Source organism: Colwellia sp. BRX9-1 (assembly GCF_014077195.1).
Lineage (GTDB): Bacteria > Pseudomonadota > Gammaproteobacteria > Enterobacterales > Alteromonadaceae > Colwellia_A.
In genome coordinates, this window is the sequence record NZ_JACGVM010000007.1 from 148,611 (window position 1) to 169,391 (window position 20,781).

A 20,781-nucleotide genomic window follows, 5' to 3' on the forward strand; every position below is an offset into this window, starting at 1 on the left:
AACCTTTACAACAATAAAAATAATTCAATCATCATAAAAGGCGCGGCATAATAACACCTCAACTTAAACATATCCAACGTTAATATGATTAATAAACTATTAATCATGGCTCCTTATTATGGGTATCATTGGGCTAAATGACCGTTATAGATAATTTTTTATTGAAATTTAGGTGTTAGACCCGTTACCATTCAAAATACACTCTAGCAACCTGCGTCCTGAAATTGAGCGGGTATATGTGCCTCATAACTTCTAATGCCTAATGTCGATAAGAGAATTAACTATGACAATTACATCTTTCTATCCAACTCCTCGTACTTTAATGGGCCCCGGTCCTAGTGATGTTTCACCCCGTGTTTTATCTGCTTTAGGTCGTCCGACCATTGGTCATTTAGATCCAGAGTTTGTGCAGATGATGGACGAAATTAAATCATTACTACAATACGCATTTCAAACCAAGAATGAATTAACGATGGCGGTTTCAGCGCCAGGCTCGGCAGGTATGGAAACTTGTTTTGTTAACTTAGTTGAACCAGGCGAAAAAGTGATTGTTTGTGTAAATGGTGTTTTTGGTTCGCGTATGGTGGAAAATGTTCAACGCATAGGAGCTCAAGCCATCGTTATAAACGATGAGTGGGGAACGCCTGTCGATGTCAATAAAGTAAAACAAGCTTTTAAAGACAATAGTGATGTTAAGTTTTTAGCCTTTGTTCATGCTGAAACATCTACTGGTGTATTGTCTGATGCAAAAGCCTTATGTGCCATAGCTCAAGAAAATTCAGCGCTTTCTATCGTCGATGCCGTGACCTCATTAGGTGGTGTTGAACTAAAGGTTGATGATTGGGGAATCGATGCTATTTATTCGGGTAGTCAAAAATGTTTATCGTGTGTGCCCGGCATATCACCGATTAGCTTTAGTACTAAAGCCGTTGAAAAATTAACAAGTAGAAAGTCTAAAGTGCCCAGTTGGTTTTTAGATTTATCTTTGGTTATGGGCTATTGGGGCGGTACAGGTAAACGTAGTTATCATCATACGGCACCGGTGAATTCTCTCTATGCTTTGCATGAATCTTTAGTGATGTTACAAGATGAAGGTTTAGAAAATGCGTGGCAACGCCATAAAAACCAACACCTGAAATTAAAAACGGGATTAGAAAAACTAGGCATAGCGTTTGTTGTTGAAGAGCAATACCGTTTACCACAATTAAATACGGTATTGATTCCTCAAGGCGTTGATGATGCAGCTGTTCGCCAAACCTTACTTAATGAATATAATTTAGAAATTGGCGCTGGCCTAGGTGGTTTTGCTGGTAAAGCATGGCGCATTGGTTTAATGGGCTATGCGGCAAGAACTGAAAATGTGACTTTATGTTTAGCGGCTTTAGCGGATGTTTTAGAGAAATAGTCAACGTCTGACAAAAGAATTAAGCGAGCGTAGCTCCAGTGTTGTGTTAAATAAAAAAGCCCCGAGTCAAAATATGACTCGGGGCTTTATTATTTATGAAGTTCTTTTATCAGGAATGCTTAACTGTCAAACATTGCTGAAATAGATTCTTCGTTACACACACGGCGAATCGCTTCAGACAACATACCGCTTAAAGTAAGTTGACGAACAATACCAAGCGCTTTAATTTCGTCGGTAAGTGGTATTGAATCTGTTACCACTAACTCATCAATAACAGAATCTCTTAGGTTTTGCGCAGCATTACCAGAAAGAACTGGATGAGTAGCATAAGCAATAACGCGTTTAGCGCCATGTGCTTTTAATGCTTCAGCCGCTTTTGCTAATGTGCCACCAGTATCTATCATGTCGTCGACAATAATACAGTCGCGGTCAGCAACATCACCAATGATGTGCATAACTTGTGCAACATTGGCTTTTGGACGACGCTTATCGATGATAGCAAGATCGGCTTCATTGAGTAATTTAGCTACGGCACGAGCGCGAACAACACCACCAATATCAGGAGAAACTACAATCGGGTTATCTAGATCACGAGAAAGCATATCTTCAAGTAAAATAGGTGTGCCAAATACGTTATCTACCGGTACATCGAAGAAACCCTGAATTTGCTCAGCGTGTAGGTCAACCGTTAATACTCGGTCAACACCAACACTTGATAAAAAGTCAGCGACAACTTTCGCAGTAATTGGTACACGAGCACTACGTACACGTCTATCTTGGCGAGCATAACCAAAATATGGAATAACTGCAGTAATACGACCAGCAGATGCTCGTCGTAATGCGTCAATCATCACAATTAATTCCATTAGGTTATTATTCGTTGGCGCACAAGTTGATTGAATAATAAAAACATCCGCACCGCGTACGTTTTCGTTAATTTCAACACTGATTTCACCGTCGCTAAAACTACCGACTTTGGCATCGCCTAAAGTCATATACAAACGATCAGCTACTTTCTTGGCCAGTTCAGGGGTGGCATTACCCGTAAATATTTTCATGTCAGGCACGGTCAGTTCCTCGGAAACTATTGACATTTTAAGTTACGCTATTAGTAAACCTTGAGTTTACTATCAGCAAATTATTAAATTTTTTCCAGTGGTTCTTGGCATTTTTATGAAAATAAATTCTCAATGGTATTAATATTCTGCATTTTCTACTTGCAATGTTACTAAGTTGTTAATGGCATTGCGTAATGGAGATGTATTGACACCTTTTGCCACAAAAGAAATTATTCCATTAGGAAGTAATGACTGGATGCGACAAGCCTCTTGCTCAGTATCAAAACGAGAAAAAATACACGCTCCGGTACCAGTCATTCGAGACGGGGCGTATTCTACCAACCAAGCCAGTAACTTGGCAACCTCGGGATACTTTTTTATTACTAACGTCTGGCAGTCATTGTGGCATAAGTCTATGTCTAACTTACTAATATCATCATTTAAATTAACTTTTGCCGTATTGCGAGTTAAGTCAGCATCAGTAAAAATACTGGCAGTAGAAATACTGACATCAGGTTTACTGACTAAAAACCAGCTTTCTTGAGGATAAACAGCAGTGAGTTCTTCACCAACACCTTCAGCAAAAGCAGAAAAACCATGAATAAAAATCGGTACGTCAGCACCTAGCGATAGGCCAAGTTTTGCTAGCTCGGTGGTAGACAAGTTGGCCTGCCACAAAGTATTTAATGCCAATAAAATAGTCGCGGCGTTGGATGACCCGCCACCTAATCCACCCCCCATAGGAAGAATTTTTGTTATTTTTATTTGTGCACCTAAATATACGTTATTGAAAGTAGTCGGATTTTTTAATAGGTAGTTTTGTAGTAACCGAGCTGCTTTTACAATTAAGTTATCTTCATGTAATACACCATCAATCGGCGTGAGTAATTCAATACTATTACCCTGAGTCTTTCTTATTTCTATGGTGTCGCTGTGATCTAAAAATTGAAAAATAGTTTCTAACTGATGATAGCCGTCGTTGCGTTGATCAATAATATGGAGGAATAAATTAAGCTTTGCCGGTGCAGGAAAACTATAAAATTGCTGGTTAGTCTTAGTCATTACTTGTCACGTCCCATTGATGAACATTAATTTTAATGGTGATGTTATCTTGTTTTATGGTGAACTTCGTTGCTAATTGATATTGGTCTACTTGTTGATAGCCACTATACTTAATAAACCATTTTTTTTCACCAGAGTAGCTGGTCAATGTTTGGGGTAATTGTGTTGTTTCGTTATAGGTTATTTTATCACTAGCTAAATAAGGTAAGCCTTTTAACCAGAAAGTCATCGCGTGTGTCGGTAATGTAAAACCTGTTAACGAAGCAAGCAGGGAGTTTAAATCAGGGCTTTGGTAGCGCTCACCATCGACATTAATAACATGCATATTATTGACCGACTCTAAAGTAAAAACTTGAATACCGAGCACTGTGGTTAAATTTAGCATCTGGCGATTTTTATCTCCTTGGTAATGCCAATTTAATGTTAAGCTATGACGCTCTTTAGGGCTGATTATGCCCATTTTCCCTTTTATTTTCCAATTCAACATTGCTGTGAGCTTTTTAGTGCGCTCGGTAATGTTTTGATGTTCAGTAATTTGCTGATGGTTATTCGTTAAAGAACTACAACCAGATAGAAATATCAGTAAAAAACTGAAAAAGAGTGGCAGCGATAAGGTAATTTTATTCATATAAACCATTATTATTGAGTTAATCGCCATAATATTGCGTTATCGCGTATTTGATGCTTTTAATTTTCTGCGATTTTTCGTAAAATTAACATCATTATTTATCATAGATCATAGGTTTTTTATAAAACTTGATTAATAATGTCGTTAATAAAAAGATTAATGGAAAAAAAATTGCTATCGATAATTTTTATTTCTTATATTAATCGTCTTAAAAAGGCTGAATCGTTCCGTTATGTCTATAGTTGCTGTTGGAATCAATCACAAAACTGCCCCTGTTGCCGTGAGAGAAAAAATCTCTTTTAATCCCGACAATTTAAGTGTGGCATTAACTGAATTACTTGGAAACGTAGAATGTCGTGAAGCGGCTATTTTATCAACTTGTAATCGTACAGAGCTGTATTTAGTTCAAGAAGGCGATGTAAGGGTTACCCAAGAAAAAGTTGTCCGCTGGTTAGAAAAACATCACAATGTTCCTGCTTCAACTATTACGCCAAGTTTATATTGGCATACTGATCAACAGGCCGTTAACCACATGATGCGGGTTGCTTGTGGCTTAGACTCTTTAGTTTTAGGCGAACCGCAAATCTTAGGTCAAATGAAGCAAGCCTATAGCCAAGCGAAAGCTGCTGGTTCTATGTCTTTAGTCATGGACCGTTTATTTCAACGTACTTTTGGTGTTGCTAAACAAGTTCGCACTGAAACTGAAATTGGCGCGAGTGCGGTTTCGGTTGCTTTTGCATCGGTAAATCTAGCAAAACATATTTTTGCCAGTCTTGAAAATGTAAAAGTACTATTAGTGGGGGCCGGTGAAACGATTGAACTGGTTGCTAAACATTTATACGAGAATAAAGTGGGTAAAATAACTGTTGCTAACCGCACAATTGCCCGTGCAGAAGCAATGGCTGGTGCTATTGGCGCTGACGTTATTACCTTGGCGCAAATCCCTGACAAAATGGCTGACGCCGATATTGTTATTAGTTCAACCGGTAGTACTTTACCCATTATAGGTAAAGGTATGGTTGAACACGCATTAGGAAAGCGTAAGCATCGTCCTATTTTTATGGTTGATTTAGCGGTTCCTCGTGATATCGAAGAACAGGTTGGTGATCTAGAAGATGTTTTTCTATATACGGTTGATGATTTACAAGGCATTATCGCGAAAAATTTAGCTAATCGTCGCAAAGAAGCTGTTCAAGCTGAGGCAATAGTTTCTACTCAATCTGATGTGTTTATGTCATGGCTTCGTGGCTTAAATACCCAAGATACCGTTATAGATTACCGTAAACAGTGTTTAGAACATCGCGATCTGTTACTTGATAAAGCATTGTTACAACTGCAGGGTAATAAGTCACCAGAAGCTATTTTGGCTGAGTTAGCCACTAAGTTGACCAATAAATTTATGCATGCACCCACTAGCGCTATTCAATCGGCGGCCCAAGGTGGCGAATTAGATAAATTGGTATACTTACGCGATATTTATAACATTAAATAACGGTCTCGACCTTACAACACACCCAAACCGTATTTTGATGAACATTTGAGCTTAGCTGGGTATTTACAGCTTTTTTACACCTTTGATTGAAAGTGCTCAACTAACCCTTTAAACTGCACATCACCAATTTTTATCCGCTGTTTCCTAATTATAAGATTTCTTAATGAATAAATCTGTTTATCAAAAACTTGAAATATTAGTCGAGCGCTTTGAAGAAGTTCAAGCCTTGCTTTCTGATCCTGGAACACTTTCAGATCAAGAAAAATTTATTGCCTTATCAAAAGAGTTTTCTCAATTAGAAGCAGTCACTAGTGTGTTTAATGACTACCAAAGCGCAGAAGAAGACTTTGCTTTAGCTGAAGAAATGCTAAAAGATGAAGACCCTGAAATGCGTGAAATGGCGCAAGAAGAATTTAAATCAGCTAAGAAAACCATTGAAGAATTAGCCGATCAATTACAAATTTTACTATTACCTAAAGATCCAAACGACAACAATAACTGTTTTGTTGAATTACGTGCAGGAGCCGGTGGTGATGAAGCGGCAATTTTTGCTGGCGACTTATACCGCATGTATAGCCGTTACTGTGAAAAGAAAGGCTGGCGTATTGAAGTTATGAACACTAATGAAAGTGAACAAGGTGGCTATAAAGAAGTCATTTTCAAAGTGCTTGGAGAAGGCGTCTACGGACAAATGAAGTTCGAGTCTGGTGGTCATCGTGTGCAACGTGTTCCTGAAACTGAATCTCAAGGTCGAGTGCATACTTCTGCTTGTACCGTTGTTGTTATGCCTGAGATACCAGAAGCTGACGCGATTGAAATTAATAAAGCAGATTTAAAAGTTGACACTTTTCGCGCATCAGGTGCGGGTGGACAGCACGTTAACAAAACTGATTCTGCCATTCGTATTACCCATATTCCAACAGGCGTAGTTGTCGAGTGTCAAGAACAACGCTCTCAGCATAAAAACCGTGCGCAGGCGATGTCGGTATTACAAGCTCGCTTACAACAAGCAGAAGATGAAAAACGCCGCAGTGAAGAAGAGTCTTCGCGTCGTAATTTAGTGGCAAGTGGTGATCGTTCAGAACGAATTCGTACTTACAACTATCCGCAAGGGCGTATGACGGACCACCGTATTAACTTGACTTTATATCGTTTGAACGAAGTTCTTGAAGGTAACTTGCATTTGGTCCTAGAGCCTATTATGTTAGAAAATCAAGCCGATTTACTTGCGGCTCTTGCTGAGCAAAACTAGTTATTGGTTTGAGCGAATCCTTAAAACCGTCAATAACATATTGCCAGCAGAGTTTTGCTGAAATAATTAATCAAGGGCAGCAGTTACTCGCTGCCTTTTCTGATAGCGCAAAACTCGATTGTAAAATCCTACTTGCCTTTGTTTTAAATAAAGAAACAAGTTATTTGTTAACTTGGCCTGACAAAAAGTTAGCAGAGCATGAATTCTACGCTTTTTTAGCTTTGTTTGAGCGCCGTTTGCAAGGCGAGCCTATTGCTTATATTACACAAGAACGTGAATTCTGGTCACTGCCTTTTTACGTATCACCAGCAACCTTAATTCCTCGTCCAGATACAGAGTTACTGGTCGAACATATTTTAGCGCGCCATCTAGCAAGTGATTTATCGTGCTTGGATCTCGGTACGGGTACCGGAGCTATTGCTCTGTCGCTTGCTTCAGAACAAAAACAGTGGCAAGTTCACGGCATTGATTTTAGTGACGCTGCGATTAGTTTAGCTAAAAAAAATGCTCAACGGCTACAGTTACCACAGGTAGAGCTTTATCAAAGTGATTGGTTCTCTAATGTAGCTGTAGATAAAAAGTTTAATATTATCGTTAGCAACCCCCCTTATATCGATGAAGCCGATCAGCATTTAATTGCAGGCGATGTCAGGTTTGAACCGCTATCTGCTCTGGTTGCTCGGGATAATGGTTTTGCAGATATCAAACGAATTGCCAAAGACGCACAAGGTTATTTAACCAATAATGGTGCACTCTATTTTGAACATGGCTTTGAACAAGCGGCTGGCGTTAGCGATATATTAAAGCAATTGGGTTATCAGTCGATTGAAACATTTAAAGATTACGGCGGAAATGACCGAGTTACTTGCTGTATTTATGTACAAAAAGAAGAATGAAGATAAATATAAGGTTTTTGCATGAAACATTTACATATGACTCTGGCGGCAATAAGCATTATATTGTTCACCTACCGGTTTGCATTAACCTTGATGAATTCAGCACAATTAGATAAAAAATGGTTGAAAATCAGCCCTCATATCGTTGACACTTTTTTACTACTATTAGGTGTTGGTCTGGCTGTTAAGTTAGCGATAAATCCAATAGAATATTTATGGCTAGGCGAAAAGTTACTTGCCATTATTTTTTATATTTTTACCGGCTATTACACGTTGAAGTTAGCTCGTAACCGAATGATGCAAGTGATAGGTTATTTAGTAGCTATGGGCTGGATTATGTTAGTGGTGCGAATAGCGACAACAAAACAAACGATATTTTTATAATAAATATACCCTGAAATAAGCAATAACTATAAATAGAGTCAGCAATTAAAAATTACAGCATGAATGAATTATTATTTTCCGAGCTCAATGATGACGATAAATCACTTATTGAAGCTTTTGTACTTATTGAAGAAGTTGTTTTTGGTGATAGTGACTTTGAGCCAACAAACCTTAGTCAAATAGTTGAACAATGTTCAGAATTAATTTCTGATACAGAAGAGTATCTTGAAAAAGCTGAGCAATTAATCAACGAACTTTTCATTGGGCAACTTTTTATTGATAATCAACGTGACTTTTGGCCCGTTAGTGCTCATAAGTTACAAAGTGGACTCGATTTTAAGTTAATGGCCCCGGCGCTAAAAAGTATAGTGCTTTGCCATATATTTCGTCTTTGTGGTTTTGAAGCAGATGTGGTGTACGTTCCAAAGAAAAATATGATTCGCGTCGTCTGTGATGATGTTTATGCGATTGTTTTTGATCCCATTACTGGAGAGTCTTTAAATTGGCAGGAGCTTGATTTATGTATGGATGAACTTGATGGCGATCCACAAAGCGACCAAATTGAAGATATTTCAAGGTTAAGCTTAATTGTTAAGCACGTTAGCTCATTGAAAAATGCTTTGATCCGCGAAGGGCAGTTTGCTCAAGCATTAAAGTGTGTTGATATATTAATAGCGTTACGCCCAGAAGATCCGTTTGAGCGTCGCGACCGAGGTTTTTTGTTACATCAACTCGATTGTTTTAAAGTCGCTTACGATGATTACCAATATTTTGTCGACAAATGTCCAAAAGATCCTGCTGCGCAATTATTAAAAATGCAATTGGATAAAATCACTATAGCTGATACGGTATTACATTAATAAGCCTTAGAAATAAGGCTGTAGTTTACAAATAAAACCGATAAATCAAATAAAAATAACAAGGTTAATCAATGGAAGATCAAATTATCAACAATACACCTTTTATCACGAATGACGCCACGGTTATGGGGTTACTCGCACTAATACTTGGATTCGTTTTTTATACTTCAAATAGTGAACACCCCGCATTTAAGAAGTTCTATAAATACGTGCCAGCATTACTTATGTGCTACCTATTACCCTCTTTGCTAAACACTTTTGGCATTGTTAGTGCAGAATTGAGTCAAGTAGACGAAGTCGCCAAGTATTATTTATTGCCAGCTTGTTTGGTTTTACTCACTTTGAGCATCGACATAAAAGCAATTGTTGGTCTTGGTAATAAAGCGATTATTATGTTTTTAACCGGCACGGTTGGTGTGGTTATTGGCGGCCCAATTGCGCTCTTAGTTATTTCTGCTATTTGGCCTGAATTACTTGGTGTAACTGGTCCTGAAGCTGTTTGGCGTGGTATGGCTGCGCTTGCGGGTAGTTGGATTGGTGGCGGCGCAAATATGTTGGCGATGAAAGAAATTTATGGCGCTGATGGCAAAATATTCACCATTATGGTGACTGTTGATATTGTTGTAGCCAACTTGTGGATGGCGGTATTACTTTATTTAGCAGCAAACCATAAGCGTATTGATGCGAAGAGTGGCGCTGACACTTCAGCAATTGATAGATTAATTGATAAAGTAGAGTCTGCTCAACGTGAAAATATCAAGTTGCCGTTACTAAAAGACTTTATGATGATTATAGCGGTAGGTTTTGGCGCTGCTGGTTTAGCACATTTTGCCGCTGACTTTTTAGTCCCTTATTTTCAGACAAACTTTCCTGAATTAGAAAAATTTAGCTTACATTCAAAACTATTCTGGATAATCGTCTTAGTGACTACGATAGGATTGGCATTGTCGTTTACTAAAGTAAGAAAACTTGAAGCCGTAGGAGCTTCGAAAGTTGGTAGTAGCTTATTATATGTATTAGTCGCGACAATAGGTTTGCATATGGATGTTACTCAAATTGTTGAGTCACCGAAATACATAGCCATTGGAGTTATCTGGATGTTAGTCCACGTTGCTTTACTGCTTATTGTTGGCAAAATGATTAAAGCACCGATCTTCTATCTAGCTGTTGGCAGTAAAGCCAATATCGGTGGTGCTGCTTCTGCGCCCGTTATCGCATCAGCATTTCATCCTTCTTTAGCGCCGGTCGGTGTACTACTGGCGGTGTTAGGTTACGCTTTAGGTACTTATATGGCTTGGTTATGTGGCCAGTTATTAAGAATTATTGGTAGCTAATCGTTTGTTAGCTCCAGACTTTATTTTGGAAAAATTATGACAATAACTTCAATTAAATTGACTAAATACGATATTGAAATCGCTAACGATAAACCGTTTGTTTTATTTGGTGGTATGAATGTATTAGAGTCACGTGATTTAGCGATGAGCATTGCAGAGCACTACGTAGAAGTGACACAAAAGCTCAATATTCCTTACGTATTCAAAGCATCTTTTGATAAAGCGAACCGTTCGTCTGTTCATTCATACCGAGGACCGGGTTTAGAGGAAGGTCTGAGAATATTTGAAGAAATAAAGTCGACCTTTAACGTACCTATCATTACCGACGTGCATGAAATACATCAAGCGCAACCTGTAGCCGAGGTGGTTGATATTATTCAATTACCCGCATTTTTAGCGCGCCAAACAGACCTAGTGGTTGCTATGGCAAAAACCAATGCAATTATTAATGTTAAAAAGCCACAGTTCTTAGCAGCACATGAAATGCGCCATATTATTAATAAATTCGCCGAAGCAGGCAATGAGCAAGTTATTCTTTGCGAGCGCGGAAGTTGTTATGGTTACAATAATCTTGTTGTTGATATGCTAGCCATGGATGAAATGAAAGATTATGCGCCAGTCATATTCGATGCCACTCATGCTTTACAGCAGCCGGGCGGCCGAGCTGATTCTGCAGGTGGTCGTCGTGCTAAAGCTGCACAATTAGCGCGTAGTGGTATGGCATTAGGTTTAGCAGGTTTATTTATAGAATCACACCCTGATCCTGATAACGCTAAATGTGATGGCCCTTGTGCGTTGCCGCTTGATAAACTTGAGCCTTACTTACAGCAAATGAAATCAATTGACGATTTAGTTAAATCATTTGAACCATTATTGACTGATTAGTAACAATAAAAGCGGCGTTAAAACACAAAAACCTGAGTAGCTACTCAGGTTTTTTTATAGCTGATATAATATCTTGCTTAGTCATCTTAGTCGTATTTTTTTATAGTGGTTATTCGGGGGTGTCCTTAGCACGAGTATGGAACAATACTAAATGGCGCTGAAATCACTTAGGGTGATCCTCATCGGGCTCTTTTGATTGAGTTTTGTAGGTGAGTAAGTAGAGCAGTATAATAATACCGGCGACTGGCGCTAAGCTTATGAGCTGCCACCAAATACTTAGCCCAGCGTCACGCAGACGTCGAGTACATGCAGCGACCCACGGCAGTAAAACTAGTAATGAGGCAATTTGCACTGGCAGCGGACTAGCGAACGCCTCGGCGAGCAATTTGGCGAAGGCGAGTAGCATCGTTATGGCGAGCGCGAGCCACCAAAAATCTGCGCGTGATGTCAATCCACTAAATTCTAGGCCTTTTAATATACCTTCGTGAATTGATGCGAGGGCAGATTCGCTGGGTTTATCGGCGTTTAGCAGTAATCTCTCTGCAGGTACTTCAAATACGGCGGCAAGCGCTCGCAAAGACTCTGTTGATACTTTAGCACCAGATTCAAGTCGCTGGATTGTCCGAAGGTTTAAGGAGCTTAGTGTAGCGAGTTGCTCTTGTGACCAATGCCTTTCAAGGCGCATCTCCCTGAGTTTTACACTATTAATGTCCATTAATTTTCCTTGTACTGATGTGTTAAGATTATTCTCTATGATAATGCCGCATTGTATTATACGTGACGACAAGGCGGTGACATCACCTCGACATCGAGCCGACTTTAAGCTGTCGGTATCAACTTTAGCTATTTTTCTGTCGAAAACCAGCTTCAGTTTAACGTGATACGCTACTAGAAATTAGTATTATTTAACTTGAATATTAGCACCAGCGATCGGCTTACTACCACTATGACATTGCAAATAGTGTATGGTAAACATCCGTTGATAAGGTGATATCTGTACAAATTTGATAGTGCTTATAAGGGCGCTTGCAATATTGTTTTTGCTTAGCAAGGTATTATAAGTATTAATGTTTTAAATACCCAAAACATAAAAAAGGTGCTTTAAAGCACCTTTTTTTTGTTTATTATTCTGTCTTGTAAGTGCTAATCGCCACTTTGGTTTTTTTCTAAGTCTTGAAAATCAATATTCTCAATTTTACTTCCTGCATTTTCATCATAAAAAATATCTTCATCAAACTGATTTTCTGATTTAGCTACAACAATTGAGACCATGCTGTCACCCGTGACATTAACGGCGGTTCGTGTCATATCAAGTAAACGGTCAACACCTATAATTAAACCTATGCCTTCTACAGGTAAACCTACTTGGTCTAGTACCATGGCTAGCATAATTAAACCTACTCCTGGGACACCAGCTGTGCCAATTGAAGCTAAGGTCGCGGTAAGTATTACCATTAAATATTGACTAAATGTTAAATCAACATTAAACACTTGCGCAATAAATACAGTAGCTACGCCTTGCATTATAGCCGTGCCATCCATATTAATGGTTGCACCTAAAGGTACGGTAAACGAAGCGATTGAATTTTTAACACCCATTTTTTTGGTAACAGTTTCAAGTGTTACCGGGATGGTTGCATTACTGCTGGCTGTTGAAAATGCAAAGATAACGGTATCACGCATTTTTTTCAAAAAAGTAATTGGGTTTAAACCCGTCATTACTTTTAAGATAGTAGAATAAGTTACCGTAGCATGTAAAATTAGTGCAAAGAAAACGACTAAGAAGTAAACAATTAGGTTGCCGAATACCTTAAGTGACATATCAGTGAATAAACTCGCTAATAAACAAAACACACCATAAGGAGCAAGGTTCATTAATATAGTTACCAAGCGCATGATAACGGTACTCATGTCTTCAAATAAACTAGCAATACGTTCGCCGGCTTTACCTGAAAGCGCTATAGCAATACCAAATAACAAAGCAAATATAATGACTTGAAGCATATTGCCTTTTGCAAAAGCTTCAAACGGATTACTCGGAAACATTTGAATAAAGACTTGCGCTAAAGAAGGCGCTTCACGACTAGTGAACGTTGTGTCCGAGGCCATGTTGACCCCTTCGCCAGGGCTTATTAATAACGCTAAAAACATTGCAAAGCTAATCGCTATAGCTGTTGTAATTAAATAGAGTGAAATGGCTTTACCGCCAATACGTCCAAGTTTTGTGGTATCTTTTAAGGAACAAGTCCCACAAATCAGCGATACAAAAACCAGTGGTACTACCAACATTTTTAAACTTGAAATGAAAATTTGTCCAATGACTTCAAAAATCCCGTCAACCAAAAATGATCGTAATGAAAGTTCAAAGAAATAGAGTGGGATAACAAAGTCTGATTTGTCTGGCATAAGAAATTGTAAGGATACGCCTACCGCGATACCGGCAAGCATGCCAGTAACAATTCTAGCGGTTAAACTAGCTTTTTTTTTATCAGTCATAAAGAAATGCAACGTTATTTTTTATTATAAATTATGAATAGTAGATTAACAGGTAATTCATTGATAAAAAAGCTATTGATTAAAAAGCAACTATAGCGCTATTTTTAATGAAATTTCTAGAATATAAGTTACTATAAATAGAGATGTAAATAAAAATACTAAGGGATGCTTGTATGGCACTGCTTCAACGTTTGAGTTTTTGGATTTTAATTATCGCACTAAGTGGTTGTGGTGGTAGTGGTGATGGCGGTTTATCTAGAGTGGAAACTCCGGTTGCAGGTGGATCTGTTGCCAGTACTATTTCACTCAATATTTCCGATAGTACGGTGACCGGTGCTGCACCGGTAACGGTTACAGCAACAGTAATGCAAGGCAGTGCTCCTGTTTCAAACAGAGCGGTAACCTTCGCAACAAATTTAGGAGCCCTTTCGCCATCTTCTGGTTCTGCTTTAACAAATGAAGATGGTATCGCTACGATTACCCTCACAGCAGGTAGTGTTCGTGGTGCTGGTGAGATATCCGCTTCTCTTTCTTCTGGTGAGATCTCGTTAGTACCATTAGGCTTTAAAACACAAGGTGATGATATAGGTGTTGTCGGTGATATTAATATCAACGTCACTCTCATAGATGGTGATAGCAATGCCACTGACACGGTTACGTCATCAAAACCGGCAAGAATAATTGCGACAATTGATGGTATTAGTGCTCCTTTGATTGTTACTTTTAGTTCTACTGTAGGTGATATACCTATTCCATCTGCTATCACAAATGCAAATAATCAAGCGATTGTTGATATATATGCGGGTGAAAACTTAGGTGCAGGAACTATTACTGCATCAATTACCAGTGGAGAATCGGGTCAAACAATTTTTGTTGTTGGTTCTTCAACTGTCATTATGGGAGCAGGTAGCCCATTTATAGAAGGTGTTGCTGATGTCAGTTTAACGAATATTTCTGCTGGCGGAACGAGTGTTATTTCAGTATCAATTGTTGATGATCAAGGTAATCTATTTACTGAACCTGTAGATGTTAATTTTTCATCTGGGTGTACGGCACAATCAACCGCTACACTAAGTACACCGATTACTACCTCTAATGGTGCGGCGACAAGTACTTATCTAGCACAGGGGTGTGTAGGTGATGACACGATTAATGTCACTGCTAATGCTGGGGGCATTAATTTATCAGCAACAGCATCTGTTAGCGTTTTAGCTGCTGACATTGGTAGTATCGAGTATGTGTCTGCATCGCCAGAGCATATTGGTATAATAGGCGCTGGTATTGTTGGAGGCTCTGAAAGTTCAACGGTGATGTTCAAAGTAAAAGATACCGATGGTAACCCCTATAATAATCGTCGAGTGAATTTTTCCTTAAATACCAATGTGGGTGGTATAAAATTAAGTCAAAATTTTGCGACCACTAACGATCAAGGTTTAGTACAAACAGTTGTTAATTCAGGCTCTGTTGCAACTACAGTGCGTGTTACAGCATCGACAGAGTCATTAGGTGGCACTTTTGTATTTACTCAATCTAGTCAACTCGTCGTTTCAACGGGTTTACCGGACCAAGATAGCTTTAGCTTGGCCCGGGGGGTCGCAAACCCTGAAGCTTGGGGCATTGATGGTGTAGAAGTACCTGTTGTTGTTCGCATGGCTGATGCATTTAATAATCCAGTACCAGATGGAACCGCTGTTAACTTTACTACTGAAGGTGGTTCTGTAGGTTCCTCATGTACAACAACTAATGGTGCATGCTCTGTTACGTGGACCAGTCAAAACCCTCGTCCAGCGGGACAAGTATTAACCAGTAGTTTTTGTACAGTGGCTGAAAATGATGATCCAACGATCTTTTGTGCTCGTCAACCTTTGTCAAATGGTAATAATTATCTTGGGCAGGAATATGGCGGAAGAGTGACAATATTAGCAACTGCTATTGGCGAAGAGTCATTTCCTGATAAAAATAGTAATGGTCGCTTTGATGAGAGTGAGTACACTTTGTTTCAAGGAAAAGATGTTGGCGATAGACTTTACGACCTAAAAGAAGCCTTTGTTGACCATAATGAAGACAATTTATACAATCCAGTAGAAGTGAGCACTCAAGCTGGTGGCGAGTTAGAAGAGTTTGTTGACTTTAATAGCAATGGAGTTTTCGATATAGAAAACAGTGTATATAATGGTATTTTATGTGGTTTAAATGACATAACAAATCCAGGTACTGAGGTAGCCAATCAATATTGTGCTAATCCAGATGATGAACCTGATCCGACCAAAAAAGCGCAAAAAGTGTCAACCAATGTACGTGGCTCTACCGTTATTATTATGTCGGGTACATCACCGTATATAACCGTTACAGCAACAAACGATGCCGTTGTCGATACGTCACCAAACTATGACCGAAACGATATTTCTCTCTATATTGCTGGCGAAAGTACCGGAACAGTCAGTGTTGTTATCGCTGATTTACATAACCAACCTATGCCGGCTGGTACTATTGTGTCATTTGTAGCTAGTGTTGGATCTGTCGTTGGTACCCCTAGTTATACATGGCCAGGGGATTCTAGTAACGGCGGTAGTCAATTTAGTGTTGCGATTAAAGGTGAAGCGGAACCAACCAGTGGACCATTAGAAATAAAAGTTGAAACCCCTGGTGGTGTAACAACTGTATTTAGTGGTGTTAGTATTATTATTCAATAATAATTAACTTTTCCACCTATAAAAAAAACCGCTTGTTAAGCGGTTTTTTTATTTTTGTTTATCGAAAACAGATAAAACTAAAAATTTATTTAGCCATCTCTGCTATTAAAAAGGCAGAGATCTCTGCGCCAGCCGCTAACGTTTTATCACGACTCTCTTTTCCTAAACCTGTACTGTCGGTAAAAGGAGCAATTTCCATCATGTCGGCACCGGTAATACGGTATTTTGCTGCTAAAGCGCGAAGTATATCCATCGCTTCATTTTGAAATAAACCATCTGGCTCTGGTGTGCCTGTGGCAGCAGCGACAGTTTCATCAAGTGCATCAATATCAAAGCTTACATACAATTCATCAATGTTTTCATCTTTTAATTGCGCTAAAATATTTTCAATGATTTTTTCAACGCCCAGCTCTTTCACTTCATGAGCCCAATGTTGTCTTACACCAAAAGTGTTTTCCCAATGCGACTTAGGACGACCGCTCGAGCGAATACCCACTTGAATCAAATGATGTTTTTCATGTAAATCATCTAAAATATGCGTACACCAAGAGCCAAAGCATAAATCAATGCCAAGGCGTTCAACCAATAAATCAGTGTGAGCATCAAAATGAATAATAGCGGCACGAATACCGCGCTTTTTCTTTGCTTGCAAGTAAGCTTTTGTTAACGGGTAGCTTACTGAGTGATCGCCACCAATGCCGAAAATACCTTTTTGTGGGAACTCAGCATAAAAGTCGTGTAATACATCTTCAGTAATGGTTAATGGGCTAACAGCATAAGGGCTGTTTTCATCTTTATAAAGGGCTTTTCTACAGTTAGAAAGCGTTGCTTCATTTAAATATTTATCATGAAGTAAATGTGGAATAACGCGAACATCTCCCATATCAAATGCTTCAAGCTCAGGGTATTGTTCAAGTAAAGTTGAACGGACAAATAATGGCCCCCAATTTGCTCCACGTAAAATTCCGCCACCGCAATCAGAGGCAACACCTAAAATAACGGCATTTGACGCATCAGGAAGCCCTTTTAATGACTCTTTCCAAATATTATCAATGTCTGTCGATTGACCGAACAAGGCTTGATGCAATTGCTCTTTACGCTCTTTAGCGGTATTGACGGTAAAAACACCGTTACCTGCTGGGCATAAACAGTTGGTTAGTTTTTCCTGTAAGTTAGTCCATGATGTTGTCATATATTTGTACTCTTGTTATTTATCCGAATAATTTACATTGATAGTAAGCATTAAATGAATATTGTTTTACACGGTGATATAGGCTTTTTGACTGGCAACAATTGAATTTAAGATAGAATTAAATTATCGTTGGCAGGAAAGTTTTTATAATAGTCATACCGAAATATTGACGCCATTATAACGAAAATAGCTCAATTAGGCGATGTTATTAAAAATAATAACTTGTCAGCTTGCTTATTTACCGATATATCTAATAGGAATTCTAATTTCAATGATTTATGGTTTTTTTGTGCTAAAAATGAGTTGCTCGGCTAATTTTTAGACAGTTCTGACCGAAATGTAATTATACTGGCAAAAAAAATAGCCAGTGACGTAGGAAAGTATATATATATGGCAAAATCTCTGGTTATTGTCGAATCACCAGCCAAAGCGAAGACAATTAACAAATATCTTGGTAAAGACTTTATTGTGAAATCTAGTGTCGGTCATGTACGTGATCTTCCTCACAGTAGTACTGGTAAAAAAGTTGCCGCGAAATCTCCTGCTGAAGTCAGAAAAATGGCACCTGCAGCAAAAGCTAAATATAAAGCTAAACGAGATAAGCAAGCACTTGTTAACCGCATGGGTATTGATCCTGAAAACGATTGGGAAGCAAATTATCAAATACTCGAAGGCAAAGAAAAAGTTGTTGCTGAATTAATCAAACTTGCCGGTTCAGCCGACACTGTCTATCTCGCAACCGATTTGGATCGCGAGGGAGAGGCGATTGCTTGGCACTTAAAAGAAATTATCGGCGGCGATGACAGCAAATTTAAACGTGTTGTCTTTAATGAAATAACTGAAAACGCTATCCAGCAAGCTTTCTCTACACCCGGTGAATTAAGTATGCCAGGTGTTAATGCTCAACAAGCAAGACGTTTTCTTGACCGTGTTGTTGGCTTTATGGTTAGCCCATTATTGTGGAAAAAAGTTGCCCGTGGTTTATCTGCCGGTCGCGTACAGTCGGTTGCTGTTAAATTAGTTGTTGAAAAAGAACGTGAGATTAAAGCGTTTGACCCGAAAGAATTTTGGGAAATCACCGCTGACACAAAAACCGCTTCTGGTTTAGATTTTCCATTAGATGTTACCCACGAAAATGGTAAAGCATTTAAGCCGACCAACGAAAAAGATGCGAAAACAGCATTAGCAAGCTTAGAAAAATCAGCCTATACCGTAAATAAACGTGATGATAAACCGTCAAAAAGTACCCCCTCTGCTCCTTTTATTACGTCGACACTGCAACAGGCAGCAAGTACTAAATTAGGTTTTGGCGTAAAGCGTACTATGGGTTTAGCTCAGCGTTTATACGAAGCAGGTCATATCACTTATATGCGTACCGATTCAACCAATCTAAGTAAAGATGCGGTTGAAATGTGTCGTGGTTATATTGCTAAAAACTTTGGTGAAAATTATTTACCTGAAAAAGCGAAAATTTACAGCAGTAAGTCGGGTGCACAAGAGGCCCATGAAGCGATTCGTCCATCAAATGTTAAAATAGAATCTGCATTTATGGAAGGCATTGAAGCCGATGCTAAGAAGCTTTACGACCTAATTTGGCGACAGTTTGTTGCTTGTCAAATGACAGCTGCGCGCTATACCGTTAGTACCATTACTGTTGGTGCTTCAGGCTTTGATTTAAAGGCCAAAGGTCGCGTCATGCAATTTGACGGTTGGACAAGAGTCCATCCGCAATTATCAAAAGGTGATGACAAGCATTTACCTGATTTATCTGTTGGTGAAGTATTAACCCTAGAGCAGTTAAATCCAGCGCAACACTTTACTAAACCACCAGCTCGTTTTGGTGAAGCATCACTAGTAAAAGAATTAGAAAAGCGTTCAATTGGTCGCCCATCAACGTATGCGTCAATTATTTCTACTATTCAAGACCGTGGTTACGCTCGCTTAGATAAAAAACGTTTTTACGCCGAGAAAATGGGCGAAATTGTTACTGACAGTTTATCTGAAAGTTTTAAAGACTTAATGAATTATGATTTTACCGCCAACATGGAGCAAGAGCTTGATGAAGTTGCTGAGGGTAAAGCTAATTGGAAAGATGTCCTTAACGGTTTCTATAAAAATTTCACTAAACAGTTAAGCCAAGCTGATATGCCTACTGAAGAAGGTGGCATGCGTAATAATGAACCGGTATTAACAGATATTGATTGTCCGACCTGTGGTCGTAAAATGGGTATTCGTACTGCTTCTACTGGCGTCTTCTTAGGTTGTTCTGGTTACGCTTTACCGCCAAAAGAACGCTGTACGCAAACGATGAACCTTACTTCTGGCGAAGAAGCGGTCAGTGTATTAGTCGAAGACCAAGAAACTGATGCATTACGTGCCATGCGACGCTGTGATAAATGTAGTACTGCGATGGACAGTTATTTAATTGACGAAACGCGTAAGCTACATGTTTGTGGTAATAACCCTGTTTGTGATGGTATTGAAGTTGAGACCGGCGAGTTTAAAATAAAAGGTTACGATGGTCCCATTTTAGAATGTGATCGTTGTGAGGCTGAAATGGAGCTTAAGTCAGGCCGTTTTGGTAAATATTTTGATTGTACCAATGCAGAATGTAAAAACACACGTAAGTTACTAGCAAGTGGTGAAGCGGCTCCTCCAAAAGAAGATCCTGTGCAACTACCTGAATTGCTTTGTGAAAAATCAGAAGCACATTTTGTTTTACGTGATGGCGCAGCGGGTATTTTCTTGGCAGCGAACACTTTTCCGCGCTCAAGAGAAACACGTGCACCTAAAGTTGAAGAGCTACAGCGTTTTAGAGACAGAATATCGAGTAAATTTTATTATTTAGCCGATGCGCCTATTAAGGATCCTGATGGAAACTTAGCCGTTGTGCGCTATAGTCGTAAAACCAAAGAACAGTATGTCATGACTGAACTTGCACCTGAAGCTGATGGCGCAAAACCTAAAGCAACGGGCTGGAATGCAAAGTATGTTGAGGGTAAATGGGTTGAAGAAGCAAAGAAAAAAGTAAAACCCAAAGCCAAGGCTAAAGCAAAGCCAAAAGCTAAAGCTAAGGCAAAACCGAAAGCTGAATAATATATATTTAGCTTAAAATAAAAAAAAGCGCTATGTAGCGCTTTTTTT

Annotated in this window: 16 protein-coding genes; 10 read left to right on the forward strand and 6 right to left on the reverse strand. The window is 39.0% G+C overall.

The features are described from left to right. Positions 1-283 precede the first annotated feature (283 nt). Positions 284-1,405, forward strand: coding sequence for an alanine--glyoxylate aminotransferase family protein (locus tag H4J76_RS09200; RefSeq protein ID WP_182215473.1), 1,122 nt, complete (start codon positions 284-286; stop codon positions 1,403-1,405). A 119-nt stretch (positions 1,406-1,524) separates the two neighbouring features. Here H4J76_RS09200 and H4J76_RS09205 read toward each other — a convergent pair whose 3' ends face one another. From H4J76_RS09205 to lolB, 3 genes are all read right to left on the reverse strand, one after another. Further along, complete coding sequence (locus H4J76_RS09205) at positions 1,525-2,472, reverse strand: ribose-phosphate pyrophosphokinase (protein WP_070376156.1); 948 nt, start codon at positions 2,470-2,472, stop codon at positions 1,525-1,527. 129 nt (positions 2,473-2,601) lie between these two features. Continuing rightward, on the reverse strand, positions 2,602-3,525 hold the full coding sequence (gene ispE / locus H4J76_RS09210) for a 4-(cytidine 5'-diphospho)-2-C-methyl-D-erythritol kinase (protein ID WP_182230474.1): 924 nt from the start codon (positions 3,523-3,525) through the stop codon (positions 2,602-2,604). After that, complete coding sequence (gene lolB, locus H4J76_RS09215) at positions 3,518-4,153, reverse strand: lipoprotein insertase outer membrane protein LolB (RefSeq protein ID WP_182230475.1); 636 nt, start codon at positions 4,151-4,153, stop codon at positions 3,518-3,520. Before lolB ends, ispE begins: the two co-directional genes overlap by 8 nt. A gap of 232 nt (positions 4,154-4,385) precedes the next feature. On the opposite strand from lolB, the gene hemA reads away from it, so the two are divergent. The 7 genes from hemA to kdsA all read left to right on the forward strand — a co-directional run bounded on the left by hemA (position 4,386) and on the right by kdsA (position 11,256). Continuing rightward, positions 4,386-5,645 (forward strand): glutamyl-tRNA reductase, encoded by a 1,260-nt coding sequence (hemA, locus tag H4J76_RS09220; RefSeq protein WP_070376159.1) that lies wholly within the window; start codon positions 4,386-4,388, stop codon positions 5,643-5,645. A gap of 163 nt (positions 5,646-5,808) precedes the next feature. Continuing rightward, positions 5,809-6,897 (forward strand): peptide chain release factor 1, encoded by a 1,089-nt coding sequence (gene prfA / locus H4J76_RS09225; protein ID WP_070376160.1) that lies wholly within the window; start codon positions 5,809-5,811, stop codon positions 6,895-6,897. Positions 6,898-6,905: 8 nt separating this feature from the next. Beyond that, complete coding sequence (gene prmC, locus H4J76_RS09230; protein ID WP_220466013.1) at positions 6,906-7,793, forward strand: peptide chain release factor N(5)-glutamine methyltransferase; 888 nt, start codon at positions 6,906-6,908, stop codon at positions 7,791-7,793. A gap of 21 nt (positions 7,794-7,814) precedes the next feature. Further along, the gene (locus H4J76_RS09235; protein WP_182215468.1) at positions 7,815-8,177 is read left to right on the forward strand and encodes a SirB2 family protein; all 363 of its coding nucleotides are present in this window, start codon (positions 7,815-7,817) and stop codon (positions 8,175-8,177) included. A gap of 59 nt (positions 8,178-8,236) precedes the next feature. Next, positions 8,237-9,037 (forward strand): SirB1 family protein, encoded by an 801-nt coding sequence (locus tag H4J76_RS09240; protein WP_070376162.1) that lies wholly within the window; start codon positions 8,237-8,239, stop codon positions 9,035-9,037. A gap of 71 nt (positions 9,038-9,108) precedes the next feature. After that, positions 9,109-10,371 carry a DUF819 domain-containing protein gene (locus H4J76_RS09245; protein ID WP_070376163.1) on the forward strand — a complete coding sequence of 421 codons (1,263 nt, stop codon included), beginning with the start codon at positions 9,109-9,111 and terminating at the stop codon, positions 10,369-10,371. Positions 10,372-10,407: 36 nt separating this feature from the next. Next, positions 10,408-11,256: a 3-deoxy-8-phosphooctulonate synthase gene (kdsA, locus tag H4J76_RS09250; protein WP_182171330.1), complete on the forward strand. Its 849-nt coding sequence runs from the start codon at positions 10,408-10,410 to the stop codon at positions 11,254-11,256. A 163-nt stretch (positions 11,257-11,419) separates the two neighbouring features. Here kdsA and H4J76_RS09255 read toward each other — a convergent pair whose 3' ends face one another. Together H4J76_RS09255 and H4J76_RS09260 are read right to left on the reverse strand one after the other, a co-directional pair. Continuing rightward, the gene (locus tag H4J76_RS09255) at positions 11,420-11,971 is read right to left on the reverse strand and encodes a DUF805 domain-containing protein (RefSeq protein ID WP_182230476.1); all 552 of its coding nucleotides are present in this window, start codon (positions 11,969-11,971) and stop codon (positions 11,420-11,422) included. Positions 11,972-12,399: 428 nt separating this feature from the next. Continuing rightward, positions 12,400-13,752: a dicarboxylate/amino acid:cation symporter gene (locus tag H4J76_RS09260; protein WP_070376166.1), complete on the reverse strand. Its 1,353-nt coding sequence runs from the start codon at positions 13,750-13,752 to the stop codon at positions 12,400-12,402. A 173-nt stretch (positions 13,753-13,925) separates the two neighbouring features. Between H4J76_RS09260 and H4J76_RS09265 the strand changes: the two genes are divergently transcribed. Continuing rightward, positions 13,926-16,445 carry an Ig-like domain-containing protein gene (locus tag H4J76_RS09265; protein ID WP_182230477.1) on the forward strand — a complete coding sequence of 840 codons (2,520 nt, stop codon included), beginning with the start codon at positions 13,926-13,928 and terminating at the stop codon, positions 16,443-16,445. Between the two features lie 85 nt (positions 16,446-16,530). On the opposite strand, the gene H4J76_RS09270 is transcribed toward H4J76_RS09265, so the two are convergent. Then, positions 16,531-17,637 carry an arginase family protein gene (locus H4J76_RS09270; RefSeq protein WP_070376168.1) on the reverse strand — a complete coding sequence of 369 codons (1,107 nt, stop codon included), beginning with the start codon at positions 17,635-17,637 and terminating at the stop codon, positions 16,531-16,533. A 390-nt stretch (positions 17,638-18,027) separates the two neighbouring features. Here H4J76_RS09270 and topA point away from each other — a divergent pair, with 390 nt between their 5' ends. After that, positions 18,028-20,733: a type I DNA topoisomerase gene (gene topA / locus H4J76_RS09275; protein WP_182215461.1), complete on the forward strand. Its 2,706-nt coding sequence runs from the start codon at positions 18,028-18,030 to the stop codon at positions 20,731-20,733. The last annotated feature ends 48 nt before the right edge of the window (positions 20,734-20,781 follow it).

What these genes read in the sequence shown, in the direction of transcription:
- H4J76_RS09200 (WP_182215473.1), top strand. Translation starts at nt 284, where the DNA reads ATGACAATTACATCTTTCTATCCAACTCCTCGTACTTTAATGGGCCCC.
- ispE (WP_182230474.1), bottom strand. Translation starts at nt 3,525, where the DNA reads ATGACTAAGACTAACCAGCAATTTTATAGTTTTCCTGCACCGGCAAAG.
- lolB (WP_182230475.1), bottom strand. Translation starts at nt 4,153, where the DNA reads ATGAATAAAATTACCTTATCGCTGCCACTCTTTTTCAGTTTTTTACTG.
- hemA (WP_070376159.1), top strand. Translation starts at nt 4,386, where the DNA reads ATGTCTATAGTTGCTGTTGGAATCAATCACAAAACTGCCCCTGTTGCC.
- prfA (WP_070376160.1), top strand. Translation starts at nt 5,809, where the DNA reads ATGAATAAATCTGTTTATCAAAAACTTGAAATATTAGTCGAGCGCTTT.
- H4J76_RS09235 (WP_182215468.1), top strand. Translation starts at nt 7,815, where the DNA reads ATGAAACATTTACATATGACTCTGGCGGCAATAAGCATTATATTGTTC.
- H4J76_RS09240 (WP_070376162.1), top strand. Translation starts at nt 8,237, where the DNA reads ATGAATGAATTATTATTTTCCGAGCTCAATGATGACGATAAATCACTT.
- H4J76_RS09245 (WP_070376163.1), top strand. Translation starts at nt 9,109, where the DNA reads ATGGAAGATCAAATTATCAACAATACACCTTTTATCACGAATGACGCC.
- kdsA (WP_182171330.1), top strand. Translation starts at nt 10,408, where the DNA reads ATGACAATAACTTCAATTAAATTGACTAAATACGATATTGAAATCGCT.
- H4J76_RS09255 (WP_182230476.1), bottom strand. Translation starts at nt 11,971, where the DNA reads ATGGACATTAATAGTGTAAAACTCAGGGAGATGCGCCTTGAAAGGCAT.
- H4J76_RS09260 (WP_070376166.1), bottom strand. Translation starts at nt 13,752, where the DNA reads ATGACTGATAAAAAAAAAGCTAGTTTAACCGCTAGAATTGTTACTGGC.
- H4J76_RS09265 (WP_182230477.1), top strand. Translation starts at nt 13,926, where the DNA reads ATGGCACTGCTTCAACGTTTGAGTTTTTGGATTTTAATTATCGCACTA.
- H4J76_RS09270 (WP_070376168.1), bottom strand. Translation starts at nt 17,637, where the DNA reads ATGACAACATCATGGACTAACTTACAGGAAAAACTAACCAACTGTTTA.
- topA (WP_182215461.1), top strand. Translation starts at nt 18,028, where the DNA reads ATGGCAAAATCTCTGGTTATTGTCGAATCACCAGCCAAAGCGAAGACA.